The 17,399-nt window shown below is 56.3% G+C and carries 15 protein-coding genes; 8 read left to right on the plus strand and 7 right to left on the minus strand.

The annotated features are described in order from the left end of the window. Nucleotides 1-21: 21 nt before the first annotated feature. The 6 genes from fabY to B3511_RS01910 form a co-directional block, all read right to left on the minus strand. On the minus strand, nt 22-963 hold the full coding sequence (gene fabY, locus B3511_RS01885) for a fatty acid biosynthesis protein FabY (protein WP_286772246.1): 942 nt from the start codon (nt 961-963) through the stop codon (nt 22-24). Between the two features lie 44 nt (nt 964-1,007). Next, a complete protein-coding gene (gene dtd, locus B3511_RS01890; RefSeq protein ID WP_040077961.1) occupies nt 1,008-1,445 on the minus strand; it encodes a D-aminoacyl-tRNA deacylase in 438 nt (145 codons plus the stop codon). Next, on the minus strand, nt 1,442-2,323 hold the full coding sequence (locus B3511_RS01895; RefSeq protein WP_040077959.1) for a virulence factor BrkB family protein: 882 nt from the start codon (nt 2,321-2,323) through the stop codon (nt 1,442-1,444). The genes dtd and B3511_RS01895 overlap by 4 nt, the downstream gene beginning before the upstream one ends. Continuing rightward, nucleotides 2,317-2,916, minus strand: a complete 600-nt coding sequence (gene yihX, locus B3511_RS01900) for a glucose-1-phosphatase (protein WP_040077957.1) — start codon at nt 2,914-2,916, stop codon at nt 2,317-2,319. The genes B3511_RS01895 and yihX overlap by 7 nt, the downstream gene beginning before the upstream one ends. Before the next feature lie 118 nt (nt 2,917-3,034). Then, the gene (locus tag B3511_RS01905; RefSeq protein WP_207292653.1) at nt 3,035-3,826 is read right to left on the minus strand and encodes a DeoR/GlpR family DNA-binding transcription regulator; all 792 of its coding nucleotides are present in this window, start codon (nt 3,824-3,826) and stop codon (nt 3,035-3,037) included. Between the two features lie 34 nt (nt 3,827-3,860). After that, on the minus strand, nt 3,861-4,757 hold the full coding sequence (locus B3511_RS01910) for a sugar kinase (RefSeq protein ID WP_286772248.1): 897 nt from the start codon (nt 4,755-4,757) through the stop codon (nt 3,861-3,863). A gap of 155 nt (nt 4,758-4,912) precedes the next feature. Here B3511_RS01910 and yihU point away from each other — a divergent pair, with 155 nt between their 5' ends. From yihU to ompL, 7 genes are all read left to right on the plus strand, one after another. Beyond that, nucleotides 4,913-5,803 carry a sulfolactaldehyde 3-reductase gene (yihU, locus tag B3511_RS01915; RefSeq protein WP_286772249.1) on the plus strand — a complete coding sequence of 297 codons (891 nt, stop codon included), beginning with the start codon at nt 4,913-4,915 and terminating at the stop codon, nt 5,801-5,803. Nucleotides 5,804-5,820: 17 nt separating this feature from the next. Then, nucleotides 5,821-6,696, plus strand: a complete 876-nt coding sequence (yihT, locus tag B3511_RS01920) for a sulfofructosephosphate aldolase (protein ID WP_006179115.1) — start codon at nt 5,821-5,823, stop codon at nt 6,694-6,696. A gap of 14 nt (nt 6,697-6,710) precedes the next feature. After that, the gene (yihS, locus tag B3511_RS01925) at nt 6,711-7,952 is read left to right on the plus strand and encodes an AGE family epimerase/isomerase (RefSeq protein WP_207292656.1); all 1,242 of its coding nucleotides are present in this window, start codon (nt 6,711-6,713) and stop codon (nt 7,950-7,952) included. Nucleotides 7,953-7,968: 16 nt separating this feature from the next. After that, nucleotides 7,969-9,993, plus strand: coding sequence for an alpha-glucosidase (locus B3511_RS01930; RefSeq protein ID WP_286772251.1), 2,025 nt, complete (start codon nt 7,969-7,971; stop codon nt 9,991-9,993). Nucleotides 9,994-10,038: 45 nt separating this feature from the next. Continuing rightward, the gene (locus tag B3511_RS01935; protein ID WP_040077948.1) at nt 10,039-11,421 is read left to right on the plus strand and encodes an MFS transporter; all 1,383 of its coding nucleotides are present in this window, start codon (nt 10,039-10,041) and stop codon (nt 11,419-11,421) included. Nucleotides 11,422-11,464: 43 nt separating this feature from the next. Continuing rightward, nucleotides 11,465-12,889, plus strand: a complete 1,425-nt coding sequence (locus B3511_RS01940) for an MFS transporter (protein ID WP_286772253.1) — start codon at nt 11,465-11,467, stop codon at nt 12,887-12,889. A gap of 74 nt (nt 12,890-12,963) precedes the next feature. Continuing rightward, on the plus strand, nt 12,964-13,650 hold the full coding sequence (ompL, locus tag B3511_RS01945; protein WP_046886178.1) for a porin OmpL: 687 nt from the start codon (nt 12,964-12,966) through the stop codon (nt 13,648-13,650). 50 nt (nt 13,651-13,700) lie between these two features. Here ompL and typA read toward each other — a convergent pair whose 3' ends face one another. Then, a complete protein-coding gene (typA, locus tag B3511_RS01950; RefSeq protein WP_046886177.1) occupies nt 13,701-15,524 on the minus strand; it encodes a ribosome-dependent GTPase TypA in 1,824 nt (607 codons plus the stop codon). Nucleotides 15,525-15,901: 377 nt separating this feature from the next. Between typA and glnA the strand changes: the two genes are divergently transcribed. After that, entirely contained in the window at nt 15,902-17,311 is a 1,410-nt protein-coding gene (gene glnA, locus B3511_RS01955; protein WP_040077943.1) for a glutamate--ammonia ligase, read from the plus strand. Nucleotides 17,312-17,399: the final 88 nt, after the last annotated feature.

Here is a 17,399-nt window from a genome sequence, read left to right on the forward strand (position 1 = left end):
GTGGCGTTAGCCATTAAGGCGCTACTCTTCCTCGTTCCCGCCCTCTTCGTATGCACCGTAAGGCTTCGCAGGCAGAACAATGTAAGTGCCTTCAAACACCGCACCCGGTGTTTCATCGCCGAAAAGCTCGACCTGCATCTGCACGCGAGCTTTGCGGCCACGCGCCAGGCGGTCGAGATCGCCGCCGAGGGCGCCCAGATCGGCCACCGCGCCTGGCTTGCCGCTAATTGGCGCACTGTAGCGAATGTGGGCGTCTGCCAGGATGATGGTGCCGCCGAGGTGACGCTCACGCAGCATCAGCCAGATCAGTCCCCAGCCGGTGAGCGTTGCCAGCGAGAACAAACTTCCGGCAAACAACGTATGGTGCGGGTTCTGGTTGCCGGTTTCCGGCATGGTGGTGATGAATTTTTGCCCGGTGTACTGCTGGATACGTACGCCCATCTTTTCGCTGAGGGGGATATGTTGATACCAGGCCTGCTGCAGTTGTCCACACCAGTCGGCACGGTGCAGAATATCGTCCAGGGTAGCGATAGGTTTGATCATTAGAAAATGGCGGATCGGCGTGGTTTGCGGCGCGGTAATTTCGCCCTGATTAACAAAACCAAGCTTGGCGAAGAACTCCACGGCATCTTCGCGGGCGCTACAGGTGACGCGCTTAACCCCTTCCTGACGCGCAACGGACTCCAGGGTCATTGCCATCAGCGTACCTAGCCCCTTGTCCTGAACGGAGGGGTGCACCGCCATAAAACGAATGGAGGCTTCATAATCTGCGTTGATATACAAACGCCCGACGGCGACCAGGTTACCCTCTTCATCGACCACCATCTGATGGTGCGCCATGGCATCCCAGGCGTCGCGCTCTGACCCTTTCGGCTGATGTAACGGCTTGCGCAGCATCTCCCAGCGGAACTGGTAATAGACCTCTAACTCTTCTTCCGTTTGCGGTACTCGAAGGTGATACATAGGTGTACTCTCTCTTGTTAACCGCGGCCACGCCGCCAGTTGGCTCATACCTGCAGCCAGAAGGTGACAGGGCCATCGTTCACCAGCGAAACCTGCATATCTGCAGCGAATCGTCCGGTTTGCGTATGCATGTCTTGTTGGCGACAACGTTCAACAAAGTATTCATAGAGCGCTTCAGCACGATCGGGCGCAGCGCCTTTAGAAAAACTCGGGCGCATACCGCGCTCGGTATCGGCCGCCAGCGTAAACTGGGAAACGACCAGCACGCTGCCGCCTGCCTGCTGCACGTTAAGGTTCATCTTCCCGTCAGCATCGCTGAAGATGCGGTAACCCAGCACACGTTCACATAAGCGGTTGGCTTTTTGTTCGTCGTCATCCTTTTCGACACCTAACAACACCAAAAGTCCTGGGCCGATTTCACCCGTCACCTCGTCCTCCACGGTGACGCTGGCACGGGTTACGCGTTGAATCAATGCAATCATGGTTGGTCTGCTTCTCGTTGTTTTTCAGCCAGTGCTTCTTGTTTGAGTTCGCGGTAGACCCCGAGAGTGACAGTTATTTCGGCGCCTAGCAAGACGATACACCAGGTCCAGTAAACCCAGACAAACAAAATGGGGATCACTGCCAGTACGCCGTAAATCAGCTGGTAAGACGGGAACATCGTGATGTAAAGGGCAAAGCCTTTCTTACCCAATTCGAAGAGCACGGCCGCCACCAGCGCCCCTACGACAGCATCGCGGTTTGGCACGCGGGTCGTTGGCACGACGCTATAGAGCAGCCAGAAAGAGAGCCATGAGAGGATAAGGGGGAAGATCCGTAGCACATCATCAATCACGCTGTTGAGATCGCTGGCCCAGCGTAGCGAGAGCAAATAGGAACTTATCGCCAGACTGGCACCCGCCAGCAGCGGCCCAAGGGTTAAGATCATCCAGTAGACGGCGAAAGAGTAAACTTTAGGGCGTGCTTTCTTACTTCTCCAGATAGTATTCAATGCACTATCAATGGCATACATCAATAGTAATGCCGTAACGATCAGCCCGCACGCCCCTACCGCGGTCATCTTGCTGGAGTTAGCGACAAACTGCTCAATATAATTCTGGATGACATCGCCCGTGGCGGGAATAAAGTTCGCAAAAACAAAATGCCGAAGTTGCAGGCTCACGTCCGAAAACATGGGAAAGGCGGAAAACAGGGCAAAAATAACGGCCACCAGCGGCACCAGAGACAACAGTGACACGTAGGCAAGGTTTCCCGCCAGGGTAGTCATGTTGTCCTCATCGATGCGGTGCCAGAGGAGTTTTATCCAGGCCCGGAAAGGCCGAGTGTGGTGGTCCGCTTTTTGATGAACAGTTTTTAACATAACAGCTTCGCAAAGTAGTTCGGTATCGTCTCTTTTCCGGTCACCAGAATGGAAGTCATACCACACTGGCTAGCGCCCTCTATATTATCGGCGTTATCGTCAAAAAAGACGGCATCGCTGGCCGTGAAACCTTCTGCCTGCAGCACTGCCTGGTAGATTCGCGCTTCCGGTTTGCGCATGCCCATCTCCTGGGAGAGGTAAATGTGGTCTGCTGCGGCCTTCACTTCCGGATACTCGTCAGGCCAGAAGGTGGTATGCAGGCGGTTGGTATTCGAGAGAATAACGACCCGATGTCCCTGTTCGCGAAGTTTATGCATGATGTCGATCACATCCGGGCGGATCGCGACAAATACCGCCTGCCACCCCAGTGAGAACTGTTCATAACTGAGGGGTAACTCCATTTCATGGCACAGTTTTTCTGCGAAGAGTTCGTCGCTAATTTCGCCGCGCTCATGCTGATGGAAGCTTTCGCCCATCGTGAAATTTTGCTTTAACGTCGCCAGCGGGACACGGCTCAGATCGCTCCATGCGCCCAGCACCCGATTAAAATCGATATCGACGATTACATTTCCTAAGTCAAAGATATAAAGCATGTTTATCTCCTTTTCGCCGTGAAAAGTAACTGTAGCGGGAAAGAGAAGGTTTGGCTATGCGCCAGATTCAGCTTAGAGAAAGCCACAGCCCGACCAGAATGTCGGGCCGTGAGAGGTATTAACCCGGCAGTGGGTCGCTCACAACCACCACTTCGACTTTGCTGGATTTAAGATGGGTTTGCAGCGCGGCGCCCGGGCCTTCGTCGGTGAAGAGCGCCGTCGCCTGCGCCACGTTACCAATCTCGACCGCGGCAGAGGCGTGATACTTAGTATGATCGGCCGCCAGTAAAATGTGCCGGGCGTGGGCCATCATCGTTTTCACCACGCTGGCCTCGTTGACATCAAACTCCAACATCGCACCGTCTTGCTCAATCGCCCCGACGCTGGTGACCAGGTAATCCGCCCGAAAGCCCGAGACGAACGCCGTGGCGGCAGCGCCGATGATGCCCCCGTTATGCGGGCGTAACGTCCCGCCCGGCACCATCACCTCAAAGCGCGGATTTTTGTAGAGAATGTGCGCCACCCGCAGGCTGTTAGTGATGATGCGCAGATGGTTATGGTTGAGCAACGCCCGCGCAACGTGCTCCACCGTTGTACCAATGGTGATAAACACGGTAGACCCATCGGGAATGTAATCGGCGATGGCTTCGGCAATGGCCCGCTTCTCTTCCGTGAGGGAGACTTCGCGCTGTTCAAAGGCCGTATTGACCACGCTCGACGCGCGCCCTGCGCCACCGTGATGACGCGTGATCAGCCCCTGCTCGCTCAGCTTACGAATGTCCCGTCGTATCGTCTGCGTCGAGACATCCAGCAGCTGCGCCAGTTCATCGATGTTCATATAGCCACGTTCAGCGATAAGCGTAAGCAGCCGATCGTGCCGCGGGTTACCGGTCATTTCGGTAAGGCTCATGGGTTGTCCTTTGAAAACCATCACGTTGAGCATTTTATACAAAAAGTGACAAGAAAGAGCGGGTTTGATCACAGTCGGGGATCCCCGCACGTCCGCCTGGGCGGGTACACTTCAGCGCCGCGACCGCGCTGGCAAAGCGCACGGCGTCCTGTTCAGGCGCGCGCTGCGCCAGGCTCACCGCCAGTGCACCGTGAAAAACATCCCCCGCCCCCGTGGTATCCACCACATCCACGCTGAATCCTGGCTGATGGCAAAGCTGCCCACTCTCCAGCCAGTAGCACCCTTCACTGCCCTGGGTCACGTAAACATGACCATTTGTGAGCGTTTGTGCTTGTTTAAGCGCCTCCAGGGTATTCTCCTGCTGCGCTAAACGCCGCAGGCCCGGTGCGGAAAAGGCCGCATGGTCGCTTAGCGCAATCAGCTCCGCAATGTCCTGCGGCGTGACATCCGCATCAAGCAGGGTTGGCACCCCCTGCTGGCGCGCCAGGGTGAACGCCTGCCTGGCACCGTCGTGCCAGCGCACGTCCGCCAGCACCATATCCCACTGTGAAAAATCGATATCTGCAAGCCAGTCCGCGTCTGGCGGAAGGTCAGGGCTGGGGTAGTTAGCGATAATCCGCTCCCCGTTCGCATCCACCAGTACCGCCGATTGCGAAGAGCGCGCCCCCTTCACCACGCGGGTAAAACGCGTCTTCACCCCCAGGGACTCCAGCTCCGCAAGCAGGCGGTTGCCGGTATCGTCATCACCCACCCGGCCAATAAAGTCCACGCTTGCCCCGAGCTTCGCTGCAGCCACCGCCGCCGTAGCCGCCGGGCCGCCGCCCACTTCCGTATAGTTTTGCGCGACATACTTTCCCCCTTCTTTTGGCAAATCATCGAGATACCAGATGCGATCCAGCACGGTAATGCCGACACAAACGATGCGAGTCATGGTCAATCCTTATGCGTTTTCTGATGCTCTCATTTTAATTTCACCAAATGTTTAAAAAGTGACCCGTGTCAATTTTTTGACTATAAATTACAAATACGATCAAAAACAGACAACAAAAACGCGCAATACTTGACACGATGTGACAGGAGAGAGAGATGTCAGCAATCGCATTTATCGGTTTAGGGCAGATGGGCGCGCCAATGGCGAAGAATCTGCTGAAGCACGACCATTCGCTTTGCGTCTTCGACGTGAACCCGCAGGCCGTACAGGCACTGGTGGAGTGTGGCGCGCAGGCAGCACAAACGCCTGAACAGGCAGCAAAAGGGGCCGAGTTTGTCATCACCATGCTGCCAAACGGCGGCCTGGTGCGCTCGGTGCTCTTTGGCGAGCAGGGCGTGTGTGAAGGGTTATCCCGCGACGCGCTGGTCATTGATATGTCCACTATTCACCCGCTGCAAACCGACGCCCTGATCGGCGAAATGGCTGAGTCAGGTTTCAGCATGATGGATGTTCCCGTCGGACGCACCTCCGACCATGCCATCGCCGGGACATTACTCCTGCTGGCGGGCGGCACGGCGCAGCAGGTTGAGCGCGCCACCCCGGTGCTGATGGCGATGGGCAACGAACTGGTCAACGCGGGCGGCCCGGGCATGGGGATCCGCGTGAAGCTTATCAACAACTACATGAGCATCGCCCTTAACGCGCTTTCCGCCGAGGCGGCCGTGCTGTGTGAAGCGCTCGGCCTCTCCTTCGATGTCGCGCTGAAGGTGATGAGCGGTACACCAGCGGGTAAAGGCCACTTCACCACCTCCTGGCCGAACAAGGTACTGAAAGGCGATCTTACGCCCGCCTTCATGATCGACCTGGCGCATAAAGATCTGGGGATCGCCCTGGATGTCGCAAACCAGCTGCACGTTCCGATGCCGCTGGGTGCCGCCTCCCGCGAGGTCTACAACCAGGCGCGCGCCGCCGGACGCGGGCGCGAAGACTGGACGGCCATTCTTGAACAGGTTCGCGCATCCGCCGGGCTGAAAAAATCACACTGACAGGAAAGGATTAAGAAATGACGACGTACACCCTGAACGATATCACCCGGCCTTCCGGCGGTTTTGCAATGCTGGCCGTTGACCAGCGTGAGGCGATGCGCCTGATGTTTGCCGCGGCGGGTGCCCCGGTGCCGGTCAGCGACCAACACCTGACCGATTTTAAGGTCAACGCGGCCAAAATCCTCTCGCCGTATGCCTCTGCGATCCTGGTCGACCAGCAGTTTTGCTATCGCCAGATTGTCGAGCAGCAGGCGGTGGCCAAAAGCTGCGCAATGATTGTGGCCGCCGACGAGTTTATTCCGGGGAACGGTATTCCGGTCGACAGCGTGGTGATTGATAAAAATATCGACGCACAGGCGGTTAAACGCGACGGCGGCAAGGCGCTGAAACTGCTGGTGCTCTGGCGCAGCGACGAAGATCCGCAGCAGCGTCTGGAGATGGTGAAGGCGTTTAACCAGCTGTGTCACGACAACGGATTGCTGAGCATTATCGAGCCCGTTGTTCGCCCGCCGCGTCGCGGGGCCACCTTTAATCGCGAACAGGCGATTATCGAGGCGGCAAAAGAGCTCGGCGACAGCGGTGCCGATCTCTACAAGGTGGAGATGCCGCTGTTCGGCAAAGGTTCTCAGCAGGCGCTGCTGACCGCCTCGCAGAAGCTGAACGAGAACATCGCCATGCCGTGGGTGATCCTCTCCTCCGGCGTGGACGACAAACTCTTCCCCCGCGCGGTACAGGTTGCCATGCAGGCGGGCGCATCCGGTTTCCTCGCTGGTCGGGCCGTCTGGTCGTCGGTGGTGGGTCTGCCGGACACCGAAATGATGCTTCGCGATATTTCTGTACCGAAACTGCAGCGTTTGGGTGAGATCGTCGACGAAATGATGGCTCGCCGTTAAGAAAGGAGCTGAACATGAAATGGTTTAACACCCTGAGCCACAACCGCTGGCTTGAGCAAGAGACCGACCGCATTCTCGATTTCGGTAAAAATGCCGCCGTGCCGACCGGCTTCGGCTGGCTGGGCAATAACGGCCAGGTGCGTAGCGATATGGGCACCCACCTGTGGATCACCGCCCGCATGCTGCACGTTTACGCGGTTGCCGCCAACATGGGGCGTCCTGGCGCGTATGCGCTGGTTGAGCACGGCATCAACGCCCTGAACGGCCCGCTGCGCGACAGTCAGCACGGCGGCTGGTATGCCTGCGTTAACGATGAGGGCGTGATCGACGCCTCCAAGCAGGGTTATCAGCACTTCTTCGTGCTGCTGGGTGCGGCAAGCGCCGTCACCACCGGCCACCCGCAGGCGCGCCCGCTTCTCGACGAGGCCATTGCGGTGATCGAGCGCTACTTCTGGAGCGAAGAGGAGCAGATGTGCCTCGAATCCTGGGATGAAGCGTTCAGCAAGACCGAAGATTACCGCGGCGGTAATGCCAATATGCACGCCGTGGAAGCCTTCCTGATCGTCTATGACGTGACCCACGATCGTAAATGGCTCGACCGCGCCCTGCGCATTGCCTCGGTGATTATTCACGACGTGGCGCGCAAGGGAGACTATCGCGTTAACGAACATTTCGACACTCACTGGAACCCGATCCGCGATTACAACATCGATAACCCCGCCCACCGCTTCCGCGCCTACGGCGGCACGCCGGGCCACTGGATCGAGTGGGGCCGCCTGATGCTGCACCTGCGCGCCGCGCTGGAAGCCCGCTTTGAAACGCCGCCGGAGTGGCTGCTGGAAGATGCGAAAGGCCTGTTCCACGCCACCATCCGCGATGCCTGGGCGCCCGACGGGGCCGATGGTTTTGTCTACTCCGTGGGCTGGGACGGCAAGCCTATCGTGCGCGAACGCGTGCGCTGGCCGATCGTCGAGGCGATGGGCACGGCTTATGCGCTCTATACGGTCACCGGCGAGGCGCAGTACGAAGCGTGGTATCAGACGTGGTGGGATTACTGCATCAAATACCTGATGGATTACGAAAACGGTTCGTGGTGGCAGGAGCTGGATACCAATAACGAAGTGACCACCAAAGTCTGGGACGGCAAGCAGGATATCTACCATCTGCTGCACTGCCTGGTGATCCCCCGCCTGCCGCTGGCACCGGGCTTAGCCCCTGCCGTCGCCGCCGGTTTGCTGGACAGCCTGGCTAAATAATAAAAACGGAGTTTATATGCGTACCCTACACAATATTGATTTAAAGAATACTGAAACAGGTTTCACCCTGCGCTGGCAGGACCGCCTTATTATCTCCCACTCCGCCGATGCGCCCTGCCTGTGGATTGGTGCGGGTGAGGCAGATATTGAGATGTTTCGCGGCAACTTCAGCATCAAAGACAACCTGAATGAGAAGATCGCGCTGACCGAAGCTACGGTTACGCAGCAAGAGGCGGGCTGGGCGATCCGCTTCACCCGCGGCGACACGGTGAGCGCCACGCTGCGGATCGGTGTGGATGCAGAAGGTCGCCTGGAACTCAGGCTGCAAAACGACGCCACCAGCCATAACCGCATCTGGCTGCGGCTGGCTGCGCAGCCGGAGGATCATATCTACGGCTGCGGGGAGCAGTTCTCCTACTTTGACCTGCGCGGCAAGCCGTTCCCATTGTGGACCAGCGAGCAGGGCGTGGGCCGTAACAAGCAAACTTACGTCACCTGGCAGGCCGACTGCAAAGAGAACGCCGGGGGCGACTACTACTGGACCTTCTTCCCGCAACCCACCTTTGTGAGCACCCAGAAGTACTACTGCCACGTCGATAACAGCTGCTACATGAACTTCGACTTCAGCGCGCCGGGCTACCATGAGCTGGCCTTCTGGGAAGATAACGCCACGCTGCGCTTCGAATGTGCAGAAACCTACGTCGATCTGCTGGAAAAACTCACCGCCCTGCTGGGCCGCCAGCCGGAACTGCCGGACTGGGTCTACGATGGCGTGACGCTCGGCATTCAGGGCGGCACCGACGTGTGCCAACAGAAGCTCGACGCCATGCGTAACGGCGGCGTGAAGGTGAACGGCATCTGGGCGCAGGACTGGTCCGGCATTCGCATGACCTCGTTCGGCAAACGCGTGATGTGGAACTGGAAGTGGAACAGCGAGCTTTATCCGCAGCTGGATACCCGCATTCCGCAATGGAAACAGGAGGGCGTGCAGTTCCTCTCCTACATCAACCCGTACGTCGCCAGCGATCGCGATTTGTGCGAAGAAGCAGCGAAACGCGGCTATCTGACCAAAAACGCCGAGGGTAAGGATTACCACGTCGAATTCGGCGAGTTTTACGCGGGCGTTATCGACCTGACCAACCCCGAAGCCTATGACTGGTACAAAGAGGTCATCAAAAAGAACCTGATTGAACTGGGCTGCGGCGGCTGGATGGCCGATTTCGGCGAGTATCTGCCGACCGACACCTTCCTGCATAACGGCGTAAGCGCGGAAATTATGCATAACGCCTGGCCTGCGCTGTGGGCGAAATGTAACTACGAGGCGCTGGAGGAGACCGGCAAGCTTGGCGAGATCCTGTTCTTTATGCGCGCGGGCTATACCGGCAGCCAGAAGCACTCGGTGATGATGTGGGCGGGCGATCAGAACGTCGACTGGAGCCTCGACGACGGCCTGGCCTCGGTTGTTCCCGCGGCGCTCTCGCTGGCGATGACCGGCCACGGCCTGCACCACAGCGATATCGGCGGTTATACCACGCTGTTCGGGATGAAGCGCAGCAAAGAGCTGCTGCTGCGCTGGTGCGATTTCAGCGCCTTCACGCCGATGATGCGTACCCACGAAGGTAACCGCCCTGGCGATAACTGGCAGTTCGACGCCGACGCCGAAACCATCGCCCACTTCGCGCGGATGACCAGGGTCTTCACCACGCTGAAGCCGTATATCAAAGCCGCGGTTGCGCAGAACGCTAAAACGGGCCTGCCGGTGATGCGCCCGCTGTTCCTGCACTACGAAGACGACGCGCGCGCCTACACGCTGAAGTATCAGTATCTATTTGGCCGCGATCTGCTGGTGGCACCCGTTCACGAAGAGGGCCGCACCGACTGGACCCTCTACCTGCCACAGGACACCTGGGTGAATGCCTGGACGGGAGAAACCTGTCAGGGCGGTGACGTGACCGTCGAAGCCCCGCTCGGCAAAACTCCGGTCTTCTATCGCCAGCAAAGCGAATGGGCAGATCTGTTTAGCACCTTACGTCATATCTGATAAGGCTCGCCCGCAGGGAGACCTGCGGGCAGACGGAGAACAATAATGAGTCAACATACTTCTGATCCGGCAACCCTACGCCTGCCGTTTAAAGAAAAACTCGCCTACGGGATGGGCGATCTCGGCTCTAACATCCTGCTGGATATCGGCACGCTGTACTTGCTGAAGTTTTATACCGACGTGCTGGGCCTGCCTGGTACCTACGGCGGCATTATCTTCCTGATCGCTAAGTTCTTTACCGCCTTTACCGATATGGGCACCGGGATCATGCTTGACTCCCGGCGCAAGATCGGGCCGAAGGGCAAATTCCGCCCGTTCGTGCTCTATGCGGCGTTTCCGGTCACGCTGCTGGCGATTGCAAACTTCGTCGGCACGCCGTTTGAGATAACCGGCAAAACGGTGATGGCGACGGTGCTGTTCATGCTGTACGGCCTGTTCTTCAGCATGATGAACTGCTCTTACGGCGCCATGGTGCCCGCCATTACCAAAAACCCGGACGAGCGCGCCGCGCTGGCGGCCTGGCGTCAGGGCGGCGCGACGCTGGGCCTGCTGCTGTGTACCGTCGGCTTTGTCCCGGTGATGAACCTGATTGAAGGCAATGATCAACTGGGCTATATCTTTGCCGCCACCCTCTTCTCGCTGTTCGGGCTGTTCTTTATGTGGTGGTGCTATAAGGGCGTGACCGAGCGCTACGTCGAGGCGCAGCCCGCTAACCCCGCACAAAAGCCGGGCCTGCTACAGTCGTTTCGCGCCATCGCCGGCAACCGCCCGCTGTTTATTCTCTGCATTGCCAACCTCTGCACGCTGGGGGCCTTTAACGTCAAACTCGCCATCCAGGTCTACTACACGCAGTACGTGCTTAACGACCCGATCCTGCTGTCGTACATGGGCTTCTTCAGCATGGGTTGTATTTTTATCGGCGTGTTTATGATGCCCGGCGCGGTGCGTCGCTTCGGTAAGAAAAAGGTCTACATCAGCGGGCTGATGATTTGGGTGGCCGGCGATCTGCTCAACTATTTCTTCGGCGGCGGCTCGGTGAGCTTTGTGGCGTTCTCATGCCTGGCGTTCTTCGGCTCCGCGTTTGTGAACAGCCTGAACTGGGCGCTGGTGTCCGATACCGTGGAGTACGGCGAGTGGCGCACCGGCGTGCGCTCCGAAGGGACGGTCTATACCGGCTTTACCTTCTTCCGCAAGGTCTCCCAGGCGCTGGCAGGCTTTTTCCCGGGGATCATGCTGACGCAAATCGGCTATGTGCCCAACGTGGTGCAGTCTGCCGGAACGGTTGAAGGGCTACGGCAGCTGATATTTATCTACCCGAGCCTGCTGGCGGTCATCACCATCGTGGCGATGGGCTGCTTCTACAACCTCAACGAGAAGATGTATGTGCGCATCGTGGAAGAAATTGAGCTGCGCAAACGTACGGCCTGAATGACTTGAGCGCGCGCCCTGCTGGGCGCGCAGAGGATCGACCATGACACATACTCCTGATCCGTTAACCCTGAAGCTGAGCCTGCGCGAGAAGTGCGCCTATGGGATGGGCGATTTTGGCTCGAACCTGATGCTCTGTATCGGCACGCTGTATCTGCTGAAGTTTTACACCGATGAGCTGGGCATGCCCGCCTTCTATGGCGGCATTATTTTCCTGGTCGCGAAGTTTTTTACCGCCTTTACCGACATGCTGACCGGGGTGCTGCTGGATTCCCGGCGTCATATCGGCGCGAGGGGCAAATTCCGGCCATTCATTCTGTATGCCTCTGTGCCGGTGGCGCTGGTTGCCACGGCGCAGTTTATGGCCAACGATTTTAGCCTGACGGTGAAGACGGCCCTCGCCACCGTGCTCTTTATGATGTTCGGCCTGTGCTATAGCCTGATGAACTGCTCTTACGGCGCGATGGTGCCGGCCATCACCAAAAACCCGAACGAGCGGGCGCAGCTTGCGGCATGGCGTCAGGGCGGCGCGACGGTGGGGCTATTACTCTGCACCGTCGGCTTTATGCCCATTCAGGCGCTGTTCGTCAGCCAGCCCTCCCTCGGCTATCTGGTGGCCGCACTGGTGTTTGTCACCGGCGGTTTGTTCTGCATGTGGTGGTGCTACAGCGGCGTAAAAGAGCGGTATGTCGAGATCTCGCCCGATCACCATAAACCCGGGATCCTGAAGTCCTTCTGCGCCATCTTCCACAACCCACCGCTGCTGGTGCTGTGCATTGCTAACCTCTGCACCCTGGCGGCGTTTAACATCAAGCTGGCGATTCAGGTCTATTACACCCAGTACGTGCTCAACGATCTGCATTTGCTGTCGTGGATGGGCTTTTTCAGCATGGGCTGCATTCTGATTGGCGTGTTTCTGGTACCCGGTGCCGTAAAACGCTTTGGCAAGAAGCCGGTTTATCTGGGCGGACTGGCGCTGTGGGCAGTGGGCGACGTGCTGAACTTCTTCTGGGGGACCAGCTCGCTGCTGTTCGTGCTCTTTTCCTGCATGGCCTTTTTCGGCACGGCGTTTGTGAACAGCCTGAACTGGGCGCTGGTGCCGGATACTGTAGATTACGGCGAGTGGAAAACGGGGATTCGCGCCGAAGGATCGGTCTATACCGGCTATACCTTCTCACGCAAAATCTCCGCCGCCCTCGCCGGGTTCCTGCCGGGCATTATGTTGACGCAGATTGGGTATATTCCTCATGCCGTGCAGAGCGCGGGCACGCTGCTGGGATTGCGTCAGCTTATTTTCCTCTGGCCGTGCGGCCTGGCGATTGTTGCCGCCGTGACCATGGGGCTGTTTTATAAACTCAACGAAACGCGCTTCGCGTTTATTATCGAGGAGATTGGCAAACGGAAAAAACAGTCAGCGAATACCCCTGAGACAACCCCTAACAATAAAGCGTCAGCAGTCACTTTATAACAACAAATCCGGCCCGCAGTTCCTTCCTGATAATCAGGAGGGAGGCCTTTCTGTACTTGATACATGGACAAATTATGAAAAGAATCATCACTGTACTGATTGTGTCGTCTGTGTCCTGCCCGGTATTTGCCGGGGCGTATGTTGAAACCCGCGAAGCCTACAATACGGCCTCTGAGCTGCACGAGGTGATCCTGCGCGCGGGATATAACTTCGATATGGGCGCGGGGCTGATGTTCACCAACGCCTATAACGTGGGGAAATGGGACGAACTCAAGCACAGCTATAACGAAATAGAGGGGTGGTACCCGCTCTTTAAACCGACCGACAAACTCACCTTTCAGCCCGGCGGCCTAATTAACGACAGTAGTGCCGGTTCGGGTGGTGCCCTTTATTTTGACACTAACTATAAATTCACGGACGGGTTTAATCTGACGTTCCGCTATCGCTATAACCATAATAATTACGATACGCCGGACGATAACGGGCTAATGGATAAGAATGACACGCACGAATTCGCCAACTACTGGAATTTCAGGCTTACGGATGCGTTTTTCTACACCTTTGAACCGCACTATTTTCAGCGGGTGAATGATTACCACAGCAAAAACGGCAAAGATCATCACTGGGAAATAACGAATAAGTTCAGCTATAAGCTCGACAGAAACTGGCTGCCGTATCTCGAACTCCAGTGGCTGGATAGATGGAATGATTACAACCGGGAGCAGTATCGAATCCGTCTGGGATTACGCTACGCGTTCTAATAAAAAAGCCGCTGATCTCTCAGCGGCTTTTTAGTGTCCGTTAGTGAAGATTAATCTTCTTTCGGACCGCGCATTGCGCGTTTACGGTCGTTCTCAGTCAGGTGACGTTTACGGATACGAATTGACTGTGGAGTCACTTCTACCAGTTCGTCATCATCGATGAATTCCAGAGCTTGCTCCAGGGTCATCTTGATCGGTGGAACCAGAACCGTCGCTTCGTCAGTACCGGACGCACGCATGTTGGTCAGTTTCTTACCGGTCAGGCAGTTTACAGTCAGGTCGTTAGAACGACTGTGAATACCGATGATCTGGCCTTCATAAACTTCCGCACCGTGACCCAGGAACAGCTTACCGCGGTCCTGCAGGCTGAACAGGGCGAACGCAACCGCTTTACCCTGACCGTTAGAGATCAGAACGCCGTTGTTACGCTGGCCAACGTCGCCTGGACGAACGTCGTCGTAGTGGCTGAAGGTGGAGTACAGCAGACCGGTACCTGAAGTCATGGTCATGAACTCAGAACGGAAGCCGATCAGGCCACGGCTTGGGATCACGTAGTCGAGACGTACGCGGCCTTTGCCATCTGGATTCATGTTTTTCAGGTCGCCTTTACGCTCACCCAGAGCCTGCATGACAGAACCCTGGTGCTGCTCTTCAACGTCCAGCGTCACGTTTTCGAACGGCTCTTGTTTACGGCCGTCGATTTCGCGGAAGATAACTTTCGGACGGGAAACCGCCATTTCGAAACCTTCACGACGCATGTTTTCGATCAGAACTGACAAGTGCAGCTCACCACGACCGGAAACGCGGAAGGCGTCCGCATCAGGGGTCTCTTCAACGCGCAGCGCAACGTTGTGCACCAGCTCTTTGTTCAGGCGGTCAAGGATCTGACGAGAGGTAACGAACTTACCTTCTTTACCACAGAACGGAGAGGTGTTGACGTTGAAGAACATAGATACGGTCGGTTCATCAACGGACAGGGCTGGCAGCGCTTCAACTTTCTGCGGATCGCAGATAGTGTCGGAGATGTTCAGCTCGCCCAGACCGGTGATGGCAATGATATCGCCAGCTTCAGCGATGTCGCTATCGATACGCTCCAGACCCAGGTGAGTCAGCACTTTGCCCACTTTACCGTTACGGGTTTTGCCTTCGCTATCGATGATAGTAACTTGCTGGTTAGGCTTAACTTTACCGCGCTTGATACGACCAATGCCGATAACGCCAACGTAGTTGTTGTAATCGAGCTGAGAGATCTGCATCTGCAGGGTGCCGTCGAGATCAACGTTTGGTGCAGGAACACGGTCAACAATTGTCTGATACAGCGGAGTCATGTCTTCCGCCATATCTTCGTGGTCCAGACCTGCAATACCGTTCAGCGCGGAAGCGTAAACGATAGGGAAGTCCAGCTGCTCGTCGGTCGCGTCGAGGTTAACGAACAGGTCGAATACCTGATCTACAACCCAGTCAGGACGCGCGCCAGGACGGTCAACTTTGTTGATAACAACAATTGGCTTCAGACCATGGGCGAACGCCTTTTTGGTCACAAAGCGCGTCTGCGGCATTGGGCCATCCATTGCGTCAACGACCAGCAGAACGGAGTCTACCATGGACATTACACGCTCAACTTCACCACCGAAGTCGGCGTGGCCTGGGGTATCAACGATGTTGATACGGTAGTCATTCCATTTGATGGCGGTGTTTTTGGCGAGGATGGTAATCCCACGCTCTTTCTCCAAATCGTTGGAGTCCATCACACGCTCTTGAGTTTCGGCACGAGCATCAAACGTACCGGACTGCTGCAGCAGCTTATCAACCAGGGTAGTTTTACCATGGTCAACGTGCGCGATGATGGCGATGTTACGCAAATTTTCGATCACAACTTTGCCTCAGGCATTTAGAAATAGCGCGTTATTGTACACGGATTAATCGCACTACAAAACAGGATCACAAACATCCCCCGCAAACAAGTATTGCAGAGATGCTTTGTGATCACTTTCACGGAGCGGTAAAAGGGCACTTTAACGTAAATTGCACCAATATGGTGCTTAATGTTCACATTGAAGCACTATACTGGTGCAACATGACCATCATGGTGCAGCCCTTTTGCACTATAGTGCGCATGATAACGCCTTTTTGGGGTGTTTTAAAAGTTGGCACAGATTTCGCTTTATAAAAAACATGGCATCCAGCCAGTACAAACAGAAATTGAAGACCTCGTTACCACGACGACAATGACCAATCTGGAGAGTTAAGTATGTCCGCTGAACACGTTTTGACGATGCTGAACGAACATGAAGTGAAGTTTGTTGATCTGCGCTTCACCGATACCAAAGGTAAAGAACAGCACGTCACTATTCCTGCTCATCAGGTAAACGCCGAATTCTTTGAAGAAGGCAAAATGTTTGACGGCTCCTCCATTGGTGGCTGGAAAGGCATTAACGAATCCGACATGGTTCTGATGCCAGATGCAACCACTGCGCTCATTGACCCGTTCTTCGAAGAACCAACCCTGATCATCCGTTGCGATATCCTCGAACCAGGCACGCTGCAGGGTTACGACCGCGACCCGCGCTCCATCGCGAAGCGTGCTGAAGAGTACCTGCGTTCCACCGGCATCGCAGATACCGTTCTGTTTGGGCCAGAGCCAGAGTTCTTCCTGTTTGACGACATCCGTTTCGGCGCGACCATTTCAGGTTCCCATGTTGCTATCGATGACATCGAAGGTGCATGGAACTCCTCCACCAAATACGAAGGTGGTAACAAAGGTCACCGTCCTGGCGTGAAAGGCGGTTACTTCCCGGTTCCTCCGGTCGACTCTTCACAGGACATCCGCTCTACCATGTGTCTGATCATGGAAGAGATGGGCCTGGTGGTTGAAGCACACCACCACGAAGTGGCAACGGCTGGCCAGAACGAAATCGCGACCCGCTTCAACACCATGACCAAAAAAGCGGACGAGATTCAGATCTACAAATACGTTGTTCACAACGTGGCACACCGCTTCGGTAAAACAGCGACCTTTATGCCAAAACCGATGTTTGGCGATAACGGTTCCGGTATGCACTGCCACATGTCTCTGTCCAAGAACGGTACCAACCTGTTCTCTGGCGACAAGTATGCTGGTCTGTCCGAGCAGGCGCTGCACTACATTGGCGGTGTGATCAAACACGCTAAAGCCATCAACGCCCTGGCGAACCCAACCACCAACTCCTACAAGCGTCTGGTCCCAGGCTACGAAGCGCCGGTTATGCTGGCCTACTCTGCCCGTAACCGTTCTGCTTCTATCCGTATCCCGGTTGTTGCCTCTCCGAAAGCGCGTCGTATCGAAGTGCGCTTCCCGGACCCAGCGGCTAACCCATACCTGTGCTTCGCCGCGCTGCTGATGGCTGGCCTGGACGGTATCAAGAACAAGATCCACCCAGGCGAAGCCATGGACAAAAACCTGTACGACCTGCCGCCAGAAGAAGCGAAAGAGATCCCACAGGTTGCCGGTTCTCTGGAAGAAGCCCTGCAGGCGCTGGACGCAGACCGTGAGTTCCTGACCGCGGGCGGCGTGTTCACCGATGAAGCTATCGACGCTTACATCGCGCTGCGCACTGAAGAAAACGACCGCGTGCGTATGACTCCGCACCCGGTTGAGTTCGAGCTGTACTACAGCGTTTAAGTTAGAGATGAAGACCTGGCGAATTTCTTGTCATAAAACGAAAGACGCCAGAAGATTTTTTGTTGCCGTGGAAACTTTCAGCCCATCT

The sequence above is a fragment of the Leclercia sp. UBA1284 genome, assembly GCF_002308415.1.
In the GTDB taxonomy this organism is placed as follows: domain Bacteria; phylum Pseudomonadota; class Gammaproteobacteria; order Enterobacterales; family Enterobacteriaceae; genus Enterobacter; species Enterobacter pneumoniae.

What these genes read in the sequence shown, in the direction of transcription:
- yihX (WP_040077957.1), bottom strand. Translation starts at nt 2,916, where the DNA reads ATGCTTTATATCTTTGACTTAGGAAATGTAATCGTCGATATCGATTTT.
- B3511_RS01930 (WP_286772251.1), top strand. Translation starts at nt 7,969, where the DNA reads ATGCGTACCCTACACAATATTGATTTAAAGAATACTGAAACAGGTTTC.
- B3511_RS01910 (WP_286772248.1), bottom strand. Translation starts at nt 4,757, where the DNA reads ATGACTCGCATCGTTTGTGTCGGCATTACCGTGCTGGATCGCATCTGG.
- yihS (WP_207292656.1), top strand. Translation starts at nt 6,711, where the DNA reads ATGAAATGGTTTAACACCCTGAGCCACAACCGCTGGCTTGAGCAAGAG.
- B3511_RS01895 (WP_040077959.1), bottom strand. Translation starts at nt 2,323, where the DNA reads ATGTTAAAAACTGTTCATCAAAAAGCGGACCACCACACTCGGCCTTTC.
- glnA (WP_040077943.1), top strand. Translation starts at nt 15,902, where the DNA reads ATGTCCGCTGAACACGTTTTGACGATGCTGAACGAACATGAAGTGAAG.
- B3511_RS01940 (WP_286772253.1), top strand. Translation starts at nt 11,465, where the DNA reads ATGACACATACTCCTGATCCGTTAACCCTGAAGCTGAGCCTGCGCGAG.
- dtd (WP_040077961.1), bottom strand. Translation starts at nt 1,445, where the DNA reads ATGATTGCATTGATTCAACGCGTAACCCGTGCCAGCGTCACCGTGGAG.
- B3511_RS01935 (WP_040077948.1), top strand. Translation starts at nt 10,039, where the DNA reads ATGAGTCAACATACTTCTGATCCGGCAACCCTACGCCTGCCGTTTAAA.
- fabY (WP_286772246.1), bottom strand. Translation starts at nt 963, where the DNA reads ATGTATCACCTTCGAGTACCGCAAACGGAAGAAGAGTTAGAGGTCTAT.
- B3511_RS01905 (WP_207292653.1), bottom strand. Translation starts at nt 3,826, where the DNA reads ATGAGCCTTACCGAAATGACCGGTAACCCGCGGCACGATCGGCTGCTT.
- yihU (WP_286772249.1), top strand. Translation starts at nt 4,913, where the DNA reads ATGTCAGCAATCGCATTTATCGGTTTAGGGCAGATGGGCGCGCCAATG.
- yihT (WP_006179115.1), top strand. Translation starts at nt 5,821, where the DNA reads ATGACGACGTACACCCTGAACGATATCACCCGGCCTTCCGGCGGTTTT.
- ompL (WP_046886178.1), top strand. Translation starts at nt 12,964, where the DNA reads ATGAAAAGAATCATCACTGTACTGATTGTGTCGTCTGTGTCCTGCCCG.